Genomic DNA, 21,096 nt, shown 5'->3' with positions numbered 1-21,096 from the left:
CGATTCTGCTCTACAGTGATGGGACTCCAGGTCGCGCGGCCCGCGCACCGGAGCCCACCGATGGAGATGGGGACGGCGATGCCCGACGCACAGCACACCACCGAGCCGGACGCCGGCGCGAAGGCGAAGGCGTTCGCCAAGAGCCGCAGGGGACCGATCCTCGGCGCGATCTTCCTGATGGCGACGTCCGCGATCGGGCCGGGCTTCATCACCCAGACCGCGACCTTCACGGCGTCGCTCGGTGCGGCGTTCGCGTTCGCGATCCTCATCTCGGTGCTCATCGACTTCGCCGTGCAGATGAACATCTGGCGCATGATCACCGTCTCGGGCAAGCGTGCGGGCGACCTCGCGAACGACGCCGTGCCGTACTCGGGCCACGTGCTCGCCGTGCTCATCGTCATCGGCGGCCTCGCCTTTAACATCGGCAACATCGCGGGCGGCGGCCTCGGCCTCAACGCCCTGCTCGGCATCGACCCGAAGCTCGGCGGCCTGCTCACGGGCCTCCTCGCGATCGGCATCTTCCTGTTCAAGAAGGCCGGCCGTGCCGTCGACGTCGTCGTCATGGTGCTCGGCGTCGCGATGATCCTCATGACGGTGTTCGTGGCGATCGCATCGCAGCCGCCGGTCGGCGACGCGCTCCGCCAGACCTTCCTGCCCGACACGCTCAACTTCGCGAGCATCACCACGATCGTCGGCGGCACGGTGGGCGGCTACATCACCTACGCCGGCGCGCACCGCTACCTCGAGTCGGGCCTCGTCGGCCCCGACCACATCAAGGGCGTGCACCGCGCGTCGATGCAGGGCATCCTCGTCACCGGCATCATGCGCTACGTGCTGTTCCTGGCGATCCTCGGCGTCGTCGCCTCCGGCGTCGTGCTCGACATCTCCGGCCAGGCGGCGAACCCCGCAGCGCAGGCGTTCGGCGTCGTGCTCGGCGACGCGGGCATCCGCATCTTCGGCTTCATCTTCTGGGCCGCGGCGCTCACGTCGGTGATCGGCGCCGCCTACACGTCGGCGACCTTCCTGTCGGTGTTCGCGAAGCGGCTCGCGGGCGGCTGGCCCCTGCAGCTCGCGACGGTCGCGTTCATCCTCGTGTCGCTCGCCGTCTACGCCTTCATCGGCACCGCGCCCGCGGCGCTGCTCGTCTTCGTCGGCGGCTTCAACGGCCTGATCCTGCCGATCGGACTCGCGATCTTCATGTACATCGGCTGGTTCCGCCAGCACGACGTGCTCGGCGGCTACCGCTACCCGCGCTGGCTGCTCATCGTCGGCACGCTCGCGACGCTGCTGAGCCTCTACATGGGCGCCGTCTCGATCGGGCCGATCTTCGCCCTCCTCGGCGTGGGAGCCTGACCGCATGAGCACGATCGACCTGAACTCCGACCTCGGCGAGAACGTGCCCGACCGCATCGTCGGCGACGACGAGGCGATGCTGCGGGTGGTGACGAGCGCGAACGTGTCGTGCGGCTTCCACGCCGGCAGCCCCGAGGGGATCCGCGCCACGCTCGAGGCCGCCGTCGCGAACGGCGTGACGATCGGCGCGCATCCCGGCTACCGCGACTACGAGGGGTTCGGGAGGCTCGCGATGGACGTCGACTCCGCGACCCTGCAGGCGCACGTCGAGTACCAGCTCGGCGCCCTGCAGGCGCTCGCCGGCGCCGTCGGCGGCACCGTGGCCTACGTCAAGCCCCACGGCGCGCTCTACAACACGATCGCCCGCGACGAGCGGCAGGCGAAGGACGTCGTCGCAGCCATCCGCGCCGTCGACCCGTCGCTCGTGCTGCTCGGCCTCGCGGGCGGCGTCGTGCTCGAGGTCGCCGAGCGGGCGGGCCTCCGCACCGCCGCCGAGGCGTTCGCGGACCGCGCCTACACCCCCGAGGGGCTGCTCGTCTCGCGCACGGAGCCCGGCTCGGTGCTGCACGATCCGGCCCTCGTCGCGGCCAGGATGGTGCGGCTCGCGCAGGAGGGCGTGCTCGAGGCGGTCGACGGCAGCGACGTCGCGGTGCGCGCCGAGTCGATCTGCGTGCACGGCGACAGCGCCGGCGCGATCGCGATGGCCGAGGCCACGCGCGCTGCGCTCGAGGACGCCGGCGTCACGATCGCACCCTTCGCGGTGGCCCGATGAGCGCCGCCGCGGCGACCGCCGCGCAGCTCGCGCAGGCGCGCGAGGCGCGCGCCGCCTACCGGGCGGGAACCGTCGCGCCGACGAGCGGGGTCGCGCACGGGCTCGTGCAGGCCAACCTCATCGCCGTGCCCGCAGACTGGGCGTTCGAGACGCTGCTGTTCGCGCAGCGCAACCCGAAGCCGATGCCGGTGCTCGAGGTGCTCGAGGCGGGACGCGTCGAGTCGCGGCTCGCGCCCGGCAGCGACGTGCGCACCGACATCCCCGCCTACCGGGTGTGGCGCGACGGCCAGCTCGCGGACGAGACGACGGATGCGTCCGCCGCGTGGGAGGAGCACCCGGACCTCGTCGCGTTCCTGATCGGCTGCTCGTTCACGTTCGAGGCGGGGCTCGTCGACGACGGCATCCCCATCCGCCATCGCGAGCACGACCGCAACGTGCCGATGTACCGCACCAGCACGGCCTGCGCACCGGCCGGCCGCCTGCACGGGGAGCTCGTGGTCTCGATGCGGCCGATCCCCGCGAGCCGCGTCGCCGACGCCGTCACGATCTCCGGGCGGTTCCCCGCCGTCCACGGCGCACCCGTGCACATCGGCGATCCCGGCTCGCTCGGCATCACCGACCTCGGCGCTCCCGAGTTCGGCGACCCGCCCGTCATGCAGGAGGGGGACGTGCCGGTGTTCTGGGCATGCGGTGTCACCCCGCAGGCCGCGATCATGGCGTCGCGGCCGCCCTTCGCGGTCACGCACGCGCCCGGCCACATGTTCGTCACCGACGTGCCGGACGCGGCGTACGCCCTATGAGGGAGCTCCCGTGACCGCCCACGCACGGCGGGTGCTGCCCGCCGCCGACACCGCGCTGCTGCTCGAGGCGGCCGACCTCGACGAGGCGATGCGGCTGCTGCCCGCGCTCCAGGACGCCGAGCTGCCGGGCGTCACCGAGCTCGTCCCGGCGGCGCGCACGGTGCTCGTGCGCTTCGACCCGTCGCTCGTCGCCGCCGACGCCCTCGCGGCGCTGCTCCTCGCGGTCGAGCCGGCGGGCGCGGCCGCCGCGAACGGCGACGCCGTGACGATCCCCGTGCGGTACGACGGGCAGGACCTCGCCGAGGTCGCGCAGCTGCTCGGGATCGGCGCCGACGAGGTCGTCGCCCGGCACCAGGCGGCGACGTGGACCGTCGCCTTCACGGGCTACGCACCGGGCTTCGGCTACCTCGTGGGCGACGACCCGCTGTTCGACGTGCCACGGCGCGCATCGCCTCGCACCCGCATCCCTGCCGGCTCCGTGGGGCTCGCCGGCCGCTTCTCGGGCGTCTACCCGCGCGAGAGCCCCGGCGGCTGGCAGCTCATCGGGCGCACCGACGCCCCGATGTGGGACCTCTCGCGGCCGCGGCCGGCGCTGCTCGCGCCCGGCGCGACCGTGCGCTTCGAGCGCGTCGAGCGCGAGCTCGTCACCGCCGCCCCCGCGGCGCGCGAGCCGGTCACCGCCGCCCACGCCCTCGAGATCGTGCGGCCCGGGCTGCAGCTGCTCGTGCAGGACCTCGGCAGGCCCGGCCTCGCGGCGCAGGGCGTCGCCGCCTCCGGCACCGCCGACCGCCGCGCGCTCCGCGAGGCGAACCGCGCCGTCGGGAACGCCGCCGACGAGGCGGGCCTCGAGCTCGCCGGCGGCGGTGCGACCCTGCGCTTCCGCGGGCCGGCGGTCGTCGCCCTCACCGGCGCCCTCGTCGACGCCGCCGTGCACGGGGCGGCGGGCACGCAGCCGGTCGAGCCCGGCCGGCCCGTGGCGTTGGACGACGGCGACGAGCTGCGCGTCGGCGCCGTCCGCGACGGGCTGCGCTCCCTCGTCGCGGTGCGCGGCGGCATCGCGCTCGAGCCCGTGCTCGGCAGCCTCGCGACCGACACGCTCGCGCACCTCGGCCCCGCACCGCTCGCCGCCGGCGACGTGCTCCCGCTGCGCGGCCCGGCCGCCGGCGCGCGGGTCGTCGAGCGCACCCGGGCGCCGCGCGTGCCGCTGCCGACCGCGGGGGAGGAGGTCGAGCTCCGCATCGTGCTCGGCCCGCGCACCGAGTGGTTCACCGACGCCGCCCTCGCCGCGCTCGTCGACCAGCCGTGGACGGTGACGCCGCGCTCCGACCGGGTGGGCGTGCGGCTCGACGGCGCGACGCCGCTCGAGCGCGCGAGGGAGGGCGAGCTCGACAGCGAGGGCGCCGTGACCGGCGCGATCCAGGTGCCGCCCGACGGGCAGCCCGTGCTCTTCCTGCCCGACCACCCGCTCACCGGCGGCTATCCCATCATCGGCGCGGTCCTCGACCGCGACCTCGACCTGGCCGGCCAGCTGCCGCCAGGCGCCCGCATCCGCTTCCGCATCGCGGAGCCGACCCCCACCAGGAGGACGTCGTGGACAAGATCCTGATCGCCAACCGCGGCGAGATCGCCGTGCGCATCGCCCGCGCATGCGCCGAGGGCGGCTACCGCTCCGTCGCCGTGTACGCCGACCAGGACATCGACGCCATGCACGTGCGGCACGCCGACGAGGCGGTCGCGCTCGGCGGCACGACCGCCGCCGAGACGTACCTGAGCGCGGATGCGCTGCTCGCGGCAGCGCGCACGACCGGAGCCGACGCGGTCCACCCGGGCTACGGCTTCCTCTCGGAGAGCGCCGCGTTCGCGCGCGCCGTCGAGGAGGCGGGCCTGACCTGGATCGGCCCCACCCCCGCGAGCATCGAGGCGCTCGGCGACAAGGTCACGGCACGGCGCATCGCGCAGGAGGCGGGCGCACCGCTCGCGGCGGGCACCGACCGGCCGCTCGCCGACGCCGACGAGGCCGTCGCGTTCGCCCGCGAGCACGGGCTGCCGGTCGTCGTGAAGGCCGCGTTCGGCGGCGGCGGCCGCGGGCTCAAGGTCGCCCGCACGATCGAGGAGGTGCCGGACGCGTTCGACTCCGCCACCCGCGAGGCCGTCGCGGCGTTCGGGCGCGGCGAGTGCTTCATCGAGCGCTTCCTCGAGCGCCCCCGCCACGTCGAGGCGCAGGTGCTCGGCGACGGCCGGGGCGGCGTCGTGGTCGTCGGCGACCGCGACTGCTCGCTGCAGCGCCGCAGCCAGAAGCTCGTCGAGGAGGCGCCCGCGCCCGGCCTGACCGACGAGCAGCGCGCCCGCATCCACGAGTCGTCGCGCGCGATCTGCGCAGCCGTCGACTACCGCGGCGCGGGCACGGTGGAGTTCCTGCTCGGCGCCGACGGCACGATCTCGTTCCTCGAGGTCAACACGCGGCTGCAGGTCGAGCACCCCGTCACGGAGGCGGTCACCGGCATCGACCTCGTGCGCGAGCAGCTCCGCATCGCCGAGGGGCACGGCCCCTCGATCACCGAGACGCCCGCGCCCTCGGGGCACGCGATCGAGCTGCGGCTGAACGCCGAGGACCCGGGGAGGGGCTTCCTGCCGAGCCCTGGCCGCATCACGGCACTGCGCGTGCCCGCAGGACCGGGCGTGCGGTGGGACGCCGGCGTGGAGGCGGGCGACGCGGTCGAGGCCGCGTTCGACTCGCTCGCCGCGAAGCTCATCGTGCACGCGGCCGACCGGGATGCGGCGCTCGTCCGCATGCGGCGCGCGCTCGGCGAGCTCGAGGTCACCGGGATCGCGACCGTCGCGCCGTTCGCGCGCGCGGTGCTCGACGAGCCCGACTTCTCGACCGACGGCTTCGCCGTCTCGACGCAGTGGATCGAGGCCGAGCTCATGCCGCGGCTCGAGCCGCAGCTGCGCCCCGCGCCCGCCGCCGGCGCCGCGCTCCGGCGCGTGCCGATCGAGGTCGACGGCCGCCGCGTCGTGCTCGGCCTGCCGGACGCGCTGCTCGCGCCCGCCGCCGGGGCGAGGGGCGCACCCGCCGCGGCGCCCGTCGACGACGCGGCGCTCCCGTCGCCCGTGCCGGGCACGGTCGTCACCTGGCTCGTCGACGACGGCGCCGCCGTGACCGAGGGCCAGGAGGTCGTCGTGCTCGACGCCATGAAGATGGAGACGCGCGTCGCCGCCCACCGCGCCGGCACGCTCGAGCACGTCGTCGCGCAGGGCGCGAGCGTCGCGGTCGACGAGCCGCTCGCGCGGGTCGTCGAGCGCTCGATCCGCTGAGCCGATGGCGAACGCGGGCCCGCGTGTCAGTGGCCGCTCGTAGACTCGTCAGGTGACATCCACGATCTCGAACAGCGCAGAGCTGCACGTCCGCGGCGCCCGCGAGCACAACCTCAAGGACGTCGACCTGCGCATCCCGCGCGACTCCCTCGTGGTGTTCACGGGCCTGTCCGGATCGGGCAAGTCGTCGCTCGCGTTCGACACGATCTTCGCCGAGGGCCAGCGCCGCTACGTCGAGTCGCTCTCCGCCTACGCGCGCCAGTTCCTCGGCCAGGTCGACCGCCCCGACGTCGACTTCATCGAGGGCCTGAGCCCCGCCGTCTCGATCGACCAGAAGTCGACGAACCGCAACCCGCGCTCGACGGTCGGCACGATCACCGAGGTGCACGACTACATGCGCCTGCTGTGGGCGCGCATCGGCGTGCCGCACTGCCCCGTGTGCGGCGAGCGCATCCAGCGCCAGACCGTGCAGCAGATCGCCGACGAGCTCATGGAGCTGCCCGAGCGCACGCGCTTCCAGATCCTCGCGCCCGTCGTCCAGCAGAAGAAGGGCGAGTTCGCCGACCTGCTGCGCAACCTCGTGGCGACCGGCTATTCGCGCGCCATCATCGACGGCGAGCTCGTGCAGCTCGCCGAGGCGCCCGCGCTCAAGAAGCAGGTCAAGCACGACATCTCCGTCGTCGTCGACCGCCTGGTGGCCGAGCCCGGCATGCTCTCGCGCCTCACCGACTCGCTCGAGACCGCCCTGCGGCTCGCCGACGGGCTCGTGACGATCGACTACGTCGACCTCGACGACGACGCGGAGGACCGCCGCCGCGTCTTCAGCGAGAAGCTCTCGTGCCCGAACCGCCACCCCGTCGCGCTCACCGAGATCGAGCCGCGCACGTTCTCGTTCAACGCCCCGTTCGGCGCGTGCCCCGAGTGCAACGGCATCGGCACCCGCATGGCGGCCGACCCCGACCTCGTGATCGCCGACGAGGCGCTCTCGATCCGCGAGGGCGCGCTGCTGCCCTGGACGCAGTCGGGCAAGGGGCTCTACACCTACTTCGAGCGGCTGCTGACGGGCCTCGCGAGCGAGCTGCAGTTCTCGCTCGACACCCCGTGGCAGGACCTCGACCCGGATGCGCGCAAGGTCGTGCTGCACGGCACCGACGGCAACGTCATGGTGCAGTGGCGCAACCGCTACGGCCGCCAGCTCAAGTACGCGTCCGGCTACGAGGGCGTCATGCCCTACATCCAGCGCAAGCACGCGGAGGCCGACAGCGACTGGGTGCGCTCCAAGCACGGCGAGTTCCTGCGCGAGGTGCCGTGCCCCGAGTGCGGCGGCGCGCGCCTGCGCCCCGAGGTGCTCAGCGTGCTCGTGCACGGCAGCTCGATCGCCCACGTCTCCGACCTGAGCCTCGACGCCGCGCACGCCTTCATGCGCGACCTCGAGCTCGACGAGCGCGAGTCGACGATCGCGGCCGCGGTGCTGCGCGAGATCCGCGCCCGGCTCGACTTCCTCATCCGCGTCGGCCTCGGCTACCTGTCGCTCTCGCGCGCGGCCGCGACGCTCTCGGGCGGCGAGGCGCAGCGCATCCGGCTCGCGACGCAGATCGGCGCGGGCCTCACCGGCGTGCTCTACGTGCTCGACGAGCCGTCGATCGGCCTCCACCAGCGCGACAACCGCAAGCTCATCGGCACCCTCGAGGCGCTCCGCGACCTCGGCAACACGCTCATCGTCGTCGAGCACGACGAGGACACCATCCGGACCGCCGACTGGGTCGTCGACATCGGCCCGGGCGCGGGGGAGCGCGGCGGCGAGGTCGTGCACTCCGGCAGCTACGAGTCGCTGCTCGAGCACCCGACGTCGCTCACCGGCGCCTACCTCTCGGGCCGCGAGACGATCCCGACGCCGTCGCAGCGCCGGCCGATCGACCCCGAGCGGATGCTGCGGGTCGAGGGCGCGCGCGCCAACAACCTGCAGAACGTGACCGTCGACTTCCCGCTCGGCGTCTTCGTCGCGGTGACCGGCGTCTCGGGCTCCGGCAAGTCGACGCTCGTCAACGACATCCTGCACAAGGTGCTCGCCAACGCGCTCAACGGCGCCCGGCAGGTGCCGGCGAAGCACACGCGCGTCACCGGGCTCCACCACCTCGACAAGGTCATCCACGTCGACCAGGGGCCGATCGGGCGCACCCCGCGCTCGAACCCGGCCACCTACACCGGCGTGTTCGACAAGATCCGCAACCTGTTCGCCGACACGGCAGAGGCGAAGGCGCGCGGCTACCTCGCGGGACGCTTCTCGTTCAACGTCAAGGGCGGCCGCTGCGAGGCCTGCCAGGGCGACGGCACGCTCAAGATCGAGATGAACTTCCTGCCCGACGTCTACGTCGAGTGCGAGGTGTGCCACGGCGCGCGCTACAACCGCGACACGCTCTCGGTGCACTACAAGGGCAAGTCGATCGCCGAGGTGCTGCAGATGCCGATCGAGGAGGCCGCCGAGTTCTTCGCGCCCATCTCGTCGATCCACCGCTACCTCAAGACGCTCGTCGACGTCGGCCTCGGCTACGTGCGGCTCGGGCAGTCCGCCACGACGCTCTCCGGCGGCGAGGCGCAGCGCGTGAAGCTCGCCACCGAGCTCCAGCGCCGCACCTCGGGCCGCGCGATCTACGTGCTCGACGAGCCCACCACCGGCCTGCACTTCGACGACGTGCGCAAGCTGCTCGAGGTGCTCGACGGGCTCGTCGAGAAGGGCAACACCGTGCTGACGATCGAGCACTCGCTCGACGTCATCAAGTCGGCCGACTGGGTGATCGACCTCGGCCCCGAGGGCGGCTCCGGCGGCGGCACGATCGTCGCGACCGGCACGCCGGAGGAGCTCGCGGAGGTGCCAGAGAGCTACACCGGCAGCTTCCTCAAGGAGATGCTGGGCGCGGGAGTCCGATGAGCGCGGGGCGCACCTCGCGCACGGTGCCGTACAAGCCCGCGCCGGGCACCATCCCGACCGCGCCGGGCGTGTACCGCTTCCGCGACGAGCACGAGCGCGTGCTCTACGTCGGCAAGGCGAAGAACCTGCGCCAGCGGCTCTCGAACTACTTCCAGCCGCTCGAGGCGCTGCACGAGCGCACCCGCAGGATGGTGCTCACGGCGGTGCGCGTCGAGTGGACGATCGTCGCGAGCGAGTTCGAGGCGCTGCAGCTCGAGTTCACCTGGATCAAGGAGTACGAGCCGCCGTTCAACGTGCAGTTCCGGGACGACAAGTCGTACCCGTACCTCGCGGTGACGATGGGCGACGACGTGCCCCGCGCGCTCATCACGCGCAACCGCGGCATCCGCGGCGCGCGCTACTTCGGCCCGTACACGAAGGTCTGGGCGATCCGCGAGACGCTCGACCTGCTGCTCAAGGCGTTCCCGATGCGCTCGTGCAGCCAGTCGATCTACGACCGCGCCGAGCGCACCGGCAGGCCGTGCCTGCTCGGCGACATCGGCAAGTGCTCGGCGCCGTGCGTCGGCCGGGTCACGCTCGCGGAGCACCGCGCGACCGCGAACGACCTCGTCGGCTTCATGAACGGCGGCGACCAGGACTTCGTCGACCGCGTGCGCGACGAGATGCAGCGCGCGAGCGCCCGGCTCGAGTTCGAGCGCGCCGCGCGCCTGCGCGACCAGCTCGTCGCGCTCGAGTCGGTGCTCGAGCGCACGAGCGTCGTGCTGTCGGACCGCGTCGACGCCGACGTGCTCGGGCTCGTGCACGACGAGCTGAGCGCGGCCGTGCACCTGTTCGTCGTCCGCGGCGGCCGCATCCGCGGCACGAAGTCGTGGGTCGTCGACACCGAGATCGACCTGACCGAGGGCGAGCTCGCGACGCAGGTGCTGCGCATCGCCTACGACGGCGGCGACCCGCCCGCGCGGGAGGTGCTGCTGCCCAAGCAGCCCGACAGCGTCGCCGAGGTGGAGGCCTGGCTCACCGACCGGCGCGCCGACCACGGCCTGAGCGGTCGCGTCGCGGTGCGGGTGCCGCAGCGGGGCGAGAAGCGGCGCCTCGCCGACTCCGCCGCCGTGAACGCCGCGCACGCGCTGCAGGTCTCACGCACGAAGCGCACGAGCGACTACGTCACCCGCTCGCAGGCGCTCGCCGACCTGCAGGAGGCGCTCGGCATGGCGGAGGCGCCGCTGCGCATCGAGTGCTTCGACGTCTCGCACCTCGGCGGCACCGGCGTGGTCGCCTCGATGGTCGTGTTCGAGGACGGGCTGCCGCGCAAGGACCAGTACCGGCGCTTCGCGATCGCGCAGACGACCGACGACACCGACTCGATCTACCAGGTGATGACGCGCAGGGCGCGCTACCTCGTCGACGGCGATCCCGACGACACCGGCTCGCGCTTCGCGTACGCGCCGCAGCTGCTGCTCGTCGACGGCGGCCGGCCGCAGGTGCAGGCCGCGAAGCGGGCGCTCGACGAGGCGGGGGTGCGCGGCGTCGCGCTCGCCGGCATCGCGAAGCGGCTCGAGGAGCTGTGGCTGCCCGGCGAGGAGTTCCCGGTCATTCTGCCGCGCTCGAGCGAGGCGCTCTACCTCGTGCAGCGGCTGCGCGACGAGGCCCACCGGGTGGCGATCGGCTACCAGCGGCAGAAGCGCTCGAGCGCGATCGAGTCGCAGCTGAGCGGCATCCCGGGGCTCGGCCCGAACCGGGTGCGCGCGCTGCTGAAGCACTTCGGCTCCGCGAAGCGCGTGCGCGAGGCGAGCCCGGAGCAGCTCCGCGAGGTCGCCGGCGTCGGCCCGGCGCTCGCACTGACCATCGCACGGGCCCTGGCTGGCGACGCGAGCGGTGCCGATACGATGGAGGGAGCAGCCCAGCGACAGGAACCGGAAGCGTGAACGCCAGAGAGATCGTCATCATCACCGGCATGTCCGGCGCAGGGCGGACGACCGTCGCGAACGCGCTCGAGGACCTCGGCTGGTTCGTGGTCGACAACCTCCCGCCCACCATGCTGAAGGCGCTCGTGCGCACCGCCGCGACCGGCGCCTCGACCGAGCCGAAGCTCGCGATCGTCGTCGACGTGCGCGGTGGCGCCCTCTTCGACGACGCGAAGCGCTTCGTCGAGATGCTGCGCGCCGAGCAGACCGTGCGCGTGCTGTTCCTCGAGGCGAGCGACGCCGAGCTCGTGCGCCGCTACGAGCAGGTGCGCAGGCCGCACCCGCTGCAGGGCGACGGCACGATCCTCGACGGCATCCGCACCGAGCGCACGCGCCTCGAGCCGCTGCGCGGCATGGCCGACGAGCTGCTCGACACGACCGGCCTCAACCCGCACCAGCTGACGCGGCGAGTGGGGGAGCGATTCGCGCCCGGCGGCGAGCTCGAGGTGACCCTCACCGTGATGAGCTTCGGCTTCAAGTACGGGCTGCCCGTCGACGCCGACCTCATCGCCGACATGCGCTTCCTGCCGAACCCGTTCTGGATGCCCGAGCTGCGCGGCCACGACGGCACCGAGTCGGTCGTCTCCGAGTACGTGCTGCACCAGCAGGGGGCGACGGAGTTCGCGGACCGCTACCTCGAGGCGCTCGCGCCCGTGCTCGAGGGGTTCGCGCGCGAGAACAAGCTGCACGCCGTGCTCGGCGTGGGCTGCACCGGCGGCAAGCACCGCTCGGTCGCGATGGCCGAGCACCTGGCGAAGCGCCTCTCCGGCCGGCCGGGGCTGCGGGTCGCCGTGAAGCATCGAGACCTGGGGCGCGAATGACGAGAGGAGCCGGCGTGACACTGACCGACGACGTCAAGGAGGAGCTCGCGCGCGTGCGCGTGACGCGACCCCAGACGAAGGCGGCGGAGGTCGCGACGCTGCTGCGCTTCGCCGGCGGGCTGCACGTGATCTCGAGCCGCGTGGCCGTCGAGAGCGAGCTCGACTCCGCCGCGGTCGCGCGCCGTCTCGCCAAGAGCATCCTCGAGCTGTACGGCGTGCGCGCGGAGATCGCGAAGATCTCGTCGTCGTCGAACCGCACGTCGGGCGCCTACCTCGTGCGCGTGATCGCCGAGGGCGAGACGCTCGCCCGTCAGACCGGTCTCATGGACGCGCGACGCCGCCCGGTGCGCGGGCTGCCGAACAAGGTGACCACCGGCTCGCTCGAGGACCTCGCCGGCATCTGGCGCGGCGCGTTCCTCGCGCAGGGCACGCTCTCCGACCCGGGTCGCTCGGCCGCGCTCGAGGTCGCCTGCCCAGGCAACGAGGCCGCGATGGCGCTCGTCGGTGCGGCCGGCCGCCTCGGCGTGCCCGCGAAGTCGCGCGAGGTGCGCGGCGCGCACCGCGTCGTGATCCGCGAGGGCGAACCGATCTCGCGCATGCTCACGACGATGGGCGCGCACGAGACGGTGCAGGCGTGGGCGGAGCTGCGCCAGCGCCGCGAGGTGCGCGCGACGGCGAACCGGCTCGTCAACTTCGACGACGCGAACCTCCGCCGCAGCGCGCAGGCGGCCGTCGCGGCGTGCGCGCGCATCGAGCGCGCGCTCGAGATCCTCGGCGACGAGGTGCCGGACCACCTGTCCTACGCGGGCAGGCTGCGGCTCGAGCACCGCGATGCGAGCCTCGACGAGCTCGGCCACCTCGCGAGCCCGACGATGACGAAGGACGCGGTCGCGGGGCGCATCCGCCGCCTGCTCGCGATGGCCGACCGCGCCGCCCAGGATCGCGGCATCCCCGACACCGAGGCAGCCGTCCCCGACGACATCGACGACTGACTCCGCGCCCAGCCCGCGGCATCGCGGCGGTGGCTAGGATCGGAACGACCCACCGGTGCGCCCGGCGCGCCAGAGAGGAGAGCCAGCCATGGCCGTCTACACCCTTCCGGAGCTGCCGTACGACTACGCGGCGCTCGAGCCCCACATCTCCGCGAAGATCATGGAGCTCCACCACGACAAGCACCACAAGGCGTACGTCGACGGCGCGAACACCGCGCTCGAGAAGCTCGAGGCCGCGCGCGACGCGGACGACTTCGGCGCCGTCAACAAGCTCGAGAAGGACCTCGCGTTCCACCTCGGCGGGCACACGAACCACACCGTCTTCTGGAACAACCTGTCGGGCGACGGCGGCGGCGAGCCCGAGGGCGAGCTGCACGCCGCGATCGGCGAGTTCTTCGGCGGCTTCGGCAAGTTTCAGAGCCACTTCAGCCAGAACGCCACGGCCATCCAGGGCTCCGGCTGGTCCGTGCTCGCCTGGGACTCGGTCGGCTCACGGCTGAACATCTTCCAGCTGTTCGACCAGCAGGGCAACATCCCGGTCGGCACGCACCCCATCCTCATGCTCGACATGTGGGAGCACGCCTTCTACCTCGACTACCTCAACGTCAAGGCGGACTACGTCAAGGCGTTCTGGAACATCGTCAACTGGCAGGATGCGCAGGCCCGCTTCGACGCGGCCAAGGCCCAGACCTCCGGCCTCATCCTCCGCTGACCCCCATCGTCACCACGTGACCGGGGCCCCGGGCACCGCCCGGGGCCCTTCCCACCCCGACAGTCAGGAACCCCTCCCATGACTCTGAAGGTCGCCATCAACGGCTTCGGCCGCATCGGCCGCAACTTCGTCCGCGCAGCGCTTGCCCAGGGCGCTGACATCGACGTCGTCGCGGTCAACGATCTCACCGACAACAAGACCCTCGCCCACCTGCTCAAGTACGACTCGGTCGCCGGCGTCCTCGGCGCCGAGGTGGTCGCCGACGAGGGCTCGATCCGGGTCGGCGACGACCAGTTCCGCGGCTTCGCCGAGCGCGACCCCTCGAAGCTCCCGTGGGGCGACCTCGACGTCGACGTCGTGATCGAGTCGACCGGCCGCTTCACGAAGGTGGAGGACGCCTCGGCGCACCTCACCGCCGGCGCGAAGAAGGTCATCCTCTCGGCACCCGCGAAGGGCCCGGCGCCCACGTTCGTGATGGGCGTGAACCACGACCAGTACGACCCCGAGAACGACCACGTCATCTCGAACGCGTCGTGCACGACGAACTGTCTCGCGCCGCTCGCCAAGGTCTTCCACGAGTCGTTCGGCATCGAGCGCGGCCTCATGACCACGATCCACGCCTACACGGCCGACCAGAACCTCCAGGACGGCCCGCACGAGGACCTGCGCCGCGCCCGCGCTGCCGCGCTGTCGATCATCCCGACCTCGACCGGCGCCGCGAAGGCCATCGGCCTCGTGCTGCCGGAGCTCAACGGCCTGCTCGACGGCTACGCGCTGCGCGTGCCGGTCCCGACCGGCTCGATCACCGACCTGACGGTGCAGACGCGCGAAGGCCTCACGGTCGACGAGATCAACGCGGCGTACCGCGCCGCGGCCGAGTCGGGTCCGCTCAAGGGCTACCTGCAGTACACCGACGAGCCGATCGTCTCGTCGGACATCGTCGGCAACCCGTTCTCGTCGATCTACGACTCCGGCCTCACCAAGGTGATGGGCGACCAGGTCAAGATCTCGAGCTGGTACGACAACGAGTGGGGCTACTCCTGCCGCCTGGTCGACCTCGCGGCACTCGTGGGCTCGAAGCTCTGATCCCGATGGCGATCCGCACGCTCGACTCCCTCGGCGACCTCTCGGGCCGCACCGTCCTGATCCGCTGCGACTTCAACGTGCCGCTGCAGGACGGCGAGATCACCGACGAGGGCCGCATCGTCGCGTCGCTGCCCACCCTTCGCGCCCTGCTCCAGCAGGGCGCGAAGGTGGTGGCGATGTCGCACCTCGGCCGCCCCAAGGGCGCGCCGGAGGCGAAGTACTCGCTCGCCCCCGTCGCCCGACGGCTCGGCGAGCTGCTCGACGCGGAGGTCGCGTTCGCGGCCGACACGGTGGGGGAGGACGCTCACCGCGTGCGGATCGCCCTGCAGGACGGGCAGCTCGCGCTGCTCGAGAACCTGCGCTTCGACCCGCGCGAGACGAGTGACGACGCGGCCGAGCGCGCCTCGTTCGCCGCAGAGCTCGCCGCGGGAGCCGACGCGTTCGTCTCGGACGGCTTCGGCGTCGTCCACCGAGCCCAGGCGAGCGTCGTCGAGATCGCCCAGGTACTCCCGAGCGCCGCCGGCCTGCTCGTCGAGCGTGAGCTCACGGTGCTGTCGCGGCTCACCGAGACCCCGGAGCGCCCGTACGCGGTCGTGCTCGGCGGCTCGAAGGTGAGCGACAAGCTCGGCGTCATCGAGCACCTGCTGCCGCGCGTCGACCGGCTGCTCATCGGCGGCGGCATGCTCTTCACGTTCCTCAAGGCGCAGGGGCACGAGGTCGCCTCGAGCCTGCTCGAGGCCGACCAGCTCGATCGCGTGCGGGGCTACCTCGCGCAGGCCGAGGAGCTGGGCGTCGAGCTGCTGCTGCCGACCGACGTGGTCGTCGCGGCCGCGTTCGCCGCGGATGCGGAGCACGAGACGGTCGCGGCCGACGCGATCGCGGGCTCGCGCTTCGGCGACGCCGGCATCGGCCTCGACATCGGTCCCGACTCGGCTGCCGCGTTCGCGGAGGCCATCCGAGGCGCCCGCACGGTCTTCTGGAACGGCCCGATGGGCGTGTTCGAGATGGAGGCCTTCGCGGCCGGCACCAAGGCCATCGCGCAGGCGCTCACCGAGGTCGACGGCCTCGCCGTCGTCGGCGGCGGTGACTCCGCCGCGGCCGTGCGCCAGCTCGGCTTCGACGACGGCGCGTTCGGGCACATCTCGACCGGCGGCGGCGCGAGCCTCGAGTTCCTCGAGGGCGCGGCGCTGCCGGGACTGGAAGCACTGGGTTGGGAAGGACGATGATGGCGAACCGCATCCCGCTGATCGCGGGCAACTGGAAGCTGCACCAGGACCACCTGCAGGCGATCGCGCTCGTGCAGAAGCTCGCGTGGACGCTGCAGGATGCGAAGCACGACCACGCGGCGGTCGAGGTCGCGGTGTTCCCGCCCTTCACCGACCTCCGCAGCGTGCAGACGCTCATCTCGGCGGAGCGCTTCGAGCTCCGCTTCGGCGCGCAGGACGTGTCGGAGCACGACTCGGGCGCGCACACCGGTGAGGTGTCGGCCGCGATGCTCGCGAAGCTCGAGTGCTCGTACGCGATCGTGGGCCACTCCGAGCGCAGGCAGCACCACGGCGAGACCGACGCGATCGTGGGCCGCAAGGCCGCCGCCGCGCTCCGCCACGGCGTGACCCCGGTCATCTGCGTCGGCGAGACGGCGGAGGACCTCGAGCAGCACGGCGCCTCCGCGGTGCCCGTCCAGCAGCTGCGCGACGTGCTCGCCGAGCTGCCCGCGACCGGTGACATCGTCGTCGCGTACGAGCCCGTCTGGGCGATCGGCTCCGGCCAGGCCGCCACGGCCGAGCAGGCGCAGCAGGTGTGCCAGGCGCTGCGGCAGGCGATCGCGGAGGTCCGCGGCGCCGAGGCGGCGGCCGCGACCCGCATCCTCTACGGCGGCAGCGTGAAGTCGGGCAACATCGCCGGCTTCATGCGCGAGCCCGACGTCGACGGCGCGCTCGTCGGCGGCGCGAGCCTCGACGCGGCCGAGTTCGCCGCGATCAGCCGGTTCCAGCAGCACGTCGGCACCTGATCGGCTCGCGCCGGAATCGGGCGGCGGGGCATCGCTGCGGTAGGATGCTCGTTGGACTTCTCGTGGACCCGCAGCCGATGCGGGTGCCGCGCATCCGGAAAGAGGGCTAGTGGAGATTCTCCAGATCATCATGCAGGTGATCCTCGGCGTCACATCCGTGCTGCTGACGCTGTTCATCCTGCTGCACAAGGGGCGCGGCGGCGGCCTGTCCGACATGTTCGGCGGCGGCGTCGGCTCGTCGCTCGGCTCGTCGGGCGTCGCTGAGCGCAACCTCAACACGATCACGGTTGTCGTGAGCCTCGCGTGGCTCTCGTCCATCGTCGTGCTCGGCCTCATCACCAAGTTCGCGGGTATCTGATGGCGTCCGGCGGCAGTGCGATCCGTGGCTCCCGGGTGGGTGCGGGCCCCATGGGCGAGCAGGACCGAGGCTTCCACGCCGAGCGCGTGGCCATCTCCTACTGGGACGCGATGGGCAACGAGACGGTGCGCTACTTCGCGGCCGACCTCCCCGAGGACGAGATCCCCGAGGTGATCGACTCCCCGTCGACCGGCCTGCCCGCGGGTCGCGACAAGGAGAACCCGCCCCAGGTGGCGAAGAACGAGCCGTACAAGACGCACCTCGCGTACGTGAAGGAGCGCCGCACCCCCGAGGAGGCGGTCTCGCTCCTCGACGAGGCGCTGCAGAAGCTGCGCTCGTCGGAAGGCCGTGGCTGACGCACGACCCGAACGCCGAAGCGGCCGCCCTCTCGCGAGGGTGGCCGCTTCGCGTCTGTCGGCACACGGCGCAGGCGAGCGGTCAGTCCCGCGCGTGAGTGGTCGATCCCGCGTGTGAGTGGTCGATCCCGCGTGTGAGTGGTCGATCCCGCGTGTGAGTGGTCGATCCCGCGTGTGAGTGGTCACCAACGTTGCCGGCTTGCCTTGGATGCTGTGCGTGCATCCCGTATCCGGGACGTCAGCGGCCGGTGCGGAAGCTGGGTGCGTCATGGCATCCTGTGAACCCGTTCCTGCTCGGATGTGCAACTGATGTACGGAGTGACCACTCACCCGCGGGAGTGACCACTCACCTGCGGGAGTGACCACTCACCTGCGGGAGTGACCACTCACCTGCGGGAGTGACCACTCACCTGCGGGAGTGACCACTCCGCCGCAGGGGAGCGCCCCGGGCCGCTACAGGCGGGCGGCCGCGTCCTCGTCGAGCAGCATGAGCGTCTCGAGCCGGCCATGCACGGCGCCGGCCGGCGCCTCGTCGGCGCTCGCGCCGCTCGAGGCGAGCGCGACGGCGTCGGCCTTGTCGGCGCCGGCGACGATGAGCCAGACCCGGTCGGAGGCGTTGATCGCCTCGATCGTGAAGCTGAGCCGCTCGGGCGGCGGCTTGGGGGAGTCGCGCACCGCGATCACCCGGCTGCCGGTGTCGCGCACGCCCGGCAGCCCGGGGAAGAGCGACGCGACGTGCGCGTCGGGCCCCATGCCGAGCAGCGTCAGGTCGATGGCGCCCACGCCGGCGAGCAGCTCGGTGGCCGCCGCGGCCGCCGCGTCGAGCGACGCGCCGTCGGCAGCCGGCAGCTCGAGCACGCTGCCCGCGGGGATCGGCACCCGGTCGAGCAGCGCCTCCCGCGCCTGGCGCGCGTTGCGGTCGGGCGAGCCGGCCTCGACGAAGCGCTCGTCGCTCCAGGTGACGACGACGTGCTCCCAGTCGATGTCGCGGTCGGCGAGCGCGCTGAGCAGCTCGATGCCGACGCTGCCGCCGGTGAGCGCGATGACGGCGCCGCCGCGCTCGGCGATCAGCTCGGCGATCAGCGCCGTGAGGCGATCGGCCGTCGCGGCGACGAGCGCCGCGCGGTCGCCCTCGACGATGGCGCGCATCAGCGGCCCTCGAGGGTCGAGACGAGCACCTGGCGGTACATGTCGTCGGCGTCGAGCTTGCGCAGCTCCTCTGCGAGCTGATCCTCGAGCCCCCGCGTCGAGAGCGCGACGTGGTGCGACGGCTGCCCCGGCTGCTCGAGCACGCCGACGGAGTCGCGCACGCGCGTGAGCGACGAGTCGCCCGTCTCGCGGCGCAGCTCGACCGCGTGCAGGCCGCTCGAGCCCACCGGGGTGTCGCCCGCCTCCACCTTCTCGACCTCGATGCCGAGCCGCAGCTCGAGCCACGCGGCCATGAGGTGCACGCTGGGGTTCGAGAGGTCGCCCGAGACGAGCCCGGAGCGCACCGCCTCGTACGGCGGCTGGTCGAGCAGCGCGGCGAGGTGGCCGCGCCAGTTCGTCAGGCGCGTCCACGCGAGGTCGGTGTCGCCCGGTGCGTAGCAGGCGGCGAGCGACAGGATCGCGCCGCGCGGATCCTTCTGCTTGCCGGAGTCGGTGATGCGCCGCTGGGCGATCTGCCCCAGCTGCGCGCCCGACGGGCGGTCGGGCATGAACGACGGCCACCAGGCGACGACCGGCGCATCCGGCAGCAGCAGGCCCTGCACGATGCCGAGCAGGTGCGAGCCGAGCTCGCCGTAGCACTGCAGCAGCACGACCTCGCTCGCGCCCGCGTCGGCGCCGACCCGCAGCTCCGCGTCGAGGCGCGGCTCCTCCTTGGCGCTCACCCGGTCGGGGTTGCGCGAGACGACGATGACGCGCATCGGGTGCTCGCGCGAGGCCGCGTTCGCGGCGCGGATCGCCTCCTCCTCGGCGCCGATCTGCGTGTGCACGACGAGCGTGAGCACGCGTCCGAGGGCGACGACGCCGCCCTCGTCGCGGATCTCGAGCATGCGCCGCTGCACCTCCGCGGTGGTGGTGCGGGAGAGTCGGATGATCACGGTCGCCTCCAGTGCCTGCCGTCGTGCCCGAGCAGCGCATTCGCGCTCTGCGGCCCCCAGGAGCCGGGCTGGTACTGCTCGATCGGGCCGCCCTCCGCCTCCCAGTGCTCCTCGATCGGGTCGAGGATCTTCCAGGAGAGCTCGACCTCCTCGTGGCGCGGGAAGAGCGGCGGATCGCCGAGCAGCACGTCGAGGATGAGGCGCTCGTAGGCCTCCGGGCTCTCCTCGGTGAACGCGTGGCCGTAGCCGAAGTCCATCGTCACGTCGCGCACGTGCATCCCCGGGCCCGGCACCTTCGAGCCGAACCGCATCGACACGCCCTCGTCGGGCTGCACGCGGATGACGAGCGCGTTCTCGCCCATCGTGCGCATGTCGGAGGCGTCGAAGAGGTACTGCGAGGCGCGCTTGAAGACGATCGCGATCTCCGTCACCCTGCGGCCGAGCCGCTTGCCCGCGCGCAGGTAGAAGGGCACGCCCGCCCAGCGGCGGGTGTCGACCTCGAGCTTGATCGCCGCGTACGTCTCGGTCGCGGAGTCGGGGCGCATGCCCTCCTCCTGCAGGAAGCCCTTGACGTGCGCCCCGCCGTGCCAGCCGGCGTCGTACTGCCCGCGGGCCGTCGACGACTCGAGCGGGAGGGGCACGCGCGCGGCGCGCAGCACCTTCTCCTTCTCGACGCGCAGGTCGCGCGCGTCGAACGAGACCGGCTCCTCCATCGCGGTGAGCGCGAAGAGCTGCAGCAGGTGGTTCTGGATGACGTCGCGCGCGGCGCCGATGCCGTCGTAGTACCCGGCGCGGCCGCCGACCCCGATGTCCTCGGCCATCGTGATCTGCACGTGGTCGATGTGGTTGGCGTTCCAGATCGGCTCCCACAGCGCGTTCGCGAACCGCAGCGCGAGGATGTTCTGGACCGTCTCCTTGCCGAGGTAGTGGTCGATGCGGAAGACGCTGTCGGCGGGGAACACCGACTCGACGACCGCGTTGAGCTCGCGGGCGGAGGCGAGGTCGTGGCCGAAGGGCTTCTCGATCACGACGCGGCGCCAGCGGCCGTCCTCGGACTCGGCGAGCCCGGAGCGCTTCAGCTGCTGGGTCACGAGCGGGAAGGCGTTGGGCGGGATCGAGAGGTAGAAGGCATGGTTGCCCATCGTGCCGCGCGTCTCGTCGAGCTCGGCGAGCACGTCGGCCAGCCGGTCGAAGGCGTCGTCGTCGTCGAAGTCGCCCTCGACGAAGCGGATGCCCTCGGCGAGCTGCCGCCAGGCGGCCTCGCGGAAGGGCGTGCGAGCGTGCTGCTGCACGGCCTCGCGCACGACCTCGGCGAACTGCTCGTGCGTCCAGTCGCGGCGGCCGAAGCCGACGAGCCCGAAGCCGGGCGGCAGGAGGCCGCGGTTCGACAGGTCGTAGACGGCCGGCAGCAGCTTCTTGCGCGCGAGGTCGCCGGTGACGCCGAAGAACGTCATGGCGTTCGGCCCGGGGATGCGCGTGAGGCGGTGGTCGGAGGCGTCGCGCAGCGGGTTGCGGCCCGCGGCGATGCTCGCGCCGGGAGCGA

18 protein-coding genes are annotated in these 21,096 nt (G+C 72.7%); 15 read left to right on the top strand and 3 right to left on the bottom strand.

Annotated elements, in window-relative coordinates; genetic code table 11:
- The first annotated feature begins 78 nt into the window (after positions 1–78).
- From ACVWW9_RS12560 to ACVWW9_RS12490, 15 genes are all read left to right on the top strand, one after another.
- Complete coding sequence (locus tag ACVWW9_RS12560; RefSeq protein WP_456515787.1) at positions 79–1,353, top strand: NRAMP family divalent metal transporter; 1,275 nt, start codon at positions 79–81, stop codon at positions 1,351–1,353.
- Positions 1,354–1,357: 4 nt separating this feature from the next.
- Positions 1,358–2,125 (top strand): LamB/YcsF family protein, encoded by a 768-nt coding sequence (locus tag ACVWW9_RS12555; RefSeq protein ID WP_354260661.1) that lies wholly within the window; start codon positions 1,358–1,360, stop codon positions 2,123–2,125.
- Positions 2,122–2,925: a putative hydro-lyase gene (locus ACVWW9_RS12550; protein ID WP_456515786.1), complete on the top strand. Its 804-nt coding sequence runs from the start codon at positions 2,122–2,124 to the stop codon at positions 2,923–2,925. Before ACVWW9_RS12555 ends, ACVWW9_RS12550 begins: the two co-directional genes overlap by 4 nt.
- 10 nt (positions 2,926–2,935) lie before the next feature.
- Complete coding sequence (locus tag ACVWW9_RS12545; RefSeq protein WP_456515785.1) at positions 2,936–4,531, top strand: 5-oxoprolinase subunit B/C family protein; 1,596 nt, start codon at positions 2,936–2,938, stop codon at positions 4,529–4,531.
- Positions 4,516–6,240, top strand: a complete 1,725-nt coding sequence (locus ACVWW9_RS12540) for an acetyl/propionyl/methylcrotonyl-CoA carboxylase subunit alpha (RefSeq protein WP_456515784.1) — start codon at positions 4,516–4,518, stop codon at positions 6,238–6,240. The genes ACVWW9_RS12545 and ACVWW9_RS12540 overlap by 16 nt, the downstream gene beginning before the upstream one ends.
- A 52-nt stretch (positions 6,241–6,292) precedes the next feature.
- Positions 6,293–9,169: an excinuclease ABC subunit UvrA gene (gene uvrA / locus ACVWW9_RS12535; RefSeq protein WP_456515783.1), complete on the top strand. Its 2,877-nt coding sequence runs from the start codon at positions 6,293–6,295 to the stop codon at positions 9,167–9,169.
- Positions 9,166–11,094 carry an excinuclease ABC subunit UvrC gene (uvrC, locus tag ACVWW9_RS12530; protein ID WP_354260671.1) on the top strand — a complete coding sequence of 643 codons (1,929 nt, stop codon included), beginning with the start codon at positions 9,166–9,168 and terminating at the stop codon, positions 11,092–11,094. The genes uvrA and uvrC overlap by 4 nt, the downstream gene beginning before the upstream one ends.
- Positions 11,091–11,954 carry an RNase adapter RapZ gene (gene rapZ, locus ACVWW9_RS12525; protein WP_354260673.1) on the top strand — a complete coding sequence of 288 codons (864 nt, stop codon included), beginning with the start codon at positions 11,091–11,093 and terminating at the stop codon, positions 11,952–11,954. Before uvrC ends, rapZ begins: the two co-directional genes overlap by 4 nt.
- A gap of 14 nt (positions 11,955–11,968) precedes the next feature.
- Positions 11,969–12,946, top strand: a complete 978-nt coding sequence (gene whiA, locus ACVWW9_RS12520) for a DNA-binding protein WhiA (protein ID WP_354260675.1) — start codon at positions 11,969–11,971, stop codon at positions 12,944–12,946.
- A gap of 88 nt (positions 12,947–13,034) precedes the next feature.
- A complete protein-coding gene (locus ACVWW9_RS12515; RefSeq protein ID WP_456515782.1) occupies positions 13,035–13,658 on the top strand; it encodes a superoxide dismutase in 624 nt (207 codons plus the stop codon).
- 78 nt (positions 13,659–13,736) lie between these two features.
- On the top strand, positions 13,737–14,744 hold the full coding sequence (gene gap, locus ACVWW9_RS12510; RefSeq protein ID WP_456515781.1) for a type I glyceraldehyde-3-phosphate dehydrogenase: 1,008 nt from the start codon (positions 13,737–13,739) through the stop codon (positions 14,742–14,744).
- Positions 14,745–14,749: 5 nt separating this feature from the next.
- Positions 14,750–15,970: a phosphoglycerate kinase gene (locus ACVWW9_RS12505; RefSeq protein WP_456515780.1), complete on the top strand. Its 1,221-nt coding sequence runs from the start codon at positions 14,750–14,752 to the stop codon at positions 15,968–15,970.
- Positions 15,970–16,755, top strand: coding sequence for a triose-phosphate isomerase (gene tpiA / locus ACVWW9_RS12500; RefSeq protein WP_456515779.1), 786 nt, complete (start codon positions 15,970–15,972; stop codon positions 16,753–16,755). The genes ACVWW9_RS12505 and tpiA overlap by 1 nt, the downstream gene beginning before the upstream one ends.
- Positions 16,756–16,864: 109 nt before the next feature.
- Positions 16,865–17,113, top strand: a complete 249-nt coding sequence (gene secG / locus ACVWW9_RS12495; RefSeq protein WP_123697927.1) for a preprotein translocase subunit SecG — start codon at positions 16,865–16,867, stop codon at positions 17,111–17,113.
- Entirely contained in the window at positions 17,113–17,469 is a 357-nt protein-coding gene (locus tag ACVWW9_RS12490) for an RNA polymerase-binding protein RbpA (RefSeq protein WP_123697926.1), read from the top strand. Before secG ends, ACVWW9_RS12490 begins: the two co-directional genes overlap by 1 nt.
- 453 nt (positions 17,470–17,922) lie before the next feature.
- On the opposite strand, the gene pgl is transcribed toward ACVWW9_RS12490, so the two are convergent.
- The 3 genes from pgl to zwf are packed head-to-tail and all read right to left on the bottom strand — an operon-like array spanning position 17,923 to position 21,079.
- On the bottom strand, positions 17,923–18,618 hold the full coding sequence (pgl, locus tag ACVWW9_RS12485) for a 6-phosphogluconolactonase (protein ID WP_456515778.1): 696 nt from the start codon (positions 18,616–18,618) through the stop codon (positions 17,923–17,925).
- Complete coding sequence (locus ACVWW9_RS12480) at positions 18,618–19,553, bottom strand: glucose-6-phosphate dehydrogenase assembly protein OpcA (protein ID WP_354260686.1); 936 nt, start codon at positions 19,551–19,553, stop codon at positions 18,618–18,620. The genes pgl and ACVWW9_RS12480 overlap by 1 nt, the downstream gene beginning before the upstream one ends.
- Positions 19,550–21,079, bottom strand: a complete 1,530-nt coding sequence (gene zwf / locus ACVWW9_RS12475) for a glucose-6-phosphate dehydrogenase (protein ID WP_456516032.1) — start codon at positions 21,077–21,079, stop codon at positions 19,550–19,552. Before zwf ends, ACVWW9_RS12480 begins: the two co-directional genes overlap by 4 nt.
- Between the last annotated feature and the right edge of the window lie 17 nt (positions 21,080–21,096).

Source organism: Agrococcus sp. UYP33, from assembly GCF_054060915.1.
The sequence above is the reverse complement of the archived record's forward strand: the minus strand, read 5'-3'. Positions and strand labels throughout refer to the sequence as shown.

Bases quoted from the DNA above. Each gene is read 5' to 3' on its own strand.
- ACVWW9_RS12560 (WP_456515787.1), top strand. From the start codon at position 79: ATGCCCGACGCACAGCACACCACCGAGCCGGACGCCGGCGCGAAGGCG.
- ACVWW9_RS12555 (WP_354260661.1), top strand. From the start codon at position 1,358: ATGAGCACGATCGACCTGAACTCCGACCTCGGCGAGAACGTGCCCGAC.
- ACVWW9_RS12550 (WP_456515786.1), top strand. From the start codon at position 2,122: ATGAGCGCCGCCGCGGCGACCGCCGCGCAGCTCGCGCAGGCGCGCGAG.
- uvrC (WP_354260671.1), top strand. From the start codon at position 9,166: ATGAGCGCGGGGCGCACCTCGCGCACGGTGCCGTACAAGCCCGCGCCG.
- ACVWW9_RS12515 (WP_456515782.1), top strand. From the start codon at position 13,035: ATGGCCGTCTACACCCTTCCGGAGCTGCCGTACGACTACGCGGCGCTC.
- gap (WP_456515781.1), top strand. From the start codon at position 13,737: ATGACTCTGAAGGTCGCCATCAACGGCTTCGGCCGCATCGGCCGCAAC.
- ACVWW9_RS12505 (WP_456515780.1), top strand. From the start codon at position 14,750: ATGGCGATCCGCACGCTCGACTCCCTCGGCGACCTCTCGGGCCGCACC.
- tpiA (WP_456515779.1), top strand. From the start codon at position 15,970: ATGGCGAACCGCATCCCGCTGATCGCGGGCAACTGGAAGCTGCACCAG.
- ACVWW9_RS12490 (WP_123697926.1), top strand. From the start codon at position 17,113: ATGGCGTCCGGCGGCAGTGCGATCCGTGGCTCCCGGGTGGGTGCGGGC.
- pgl (WP_456515778.1), bottom strand. From the start codon at position 18,618: ATGCGCGCCATCGTCGAGGGCGACCGCGCGGCGCTCGTCGCCGCGACG.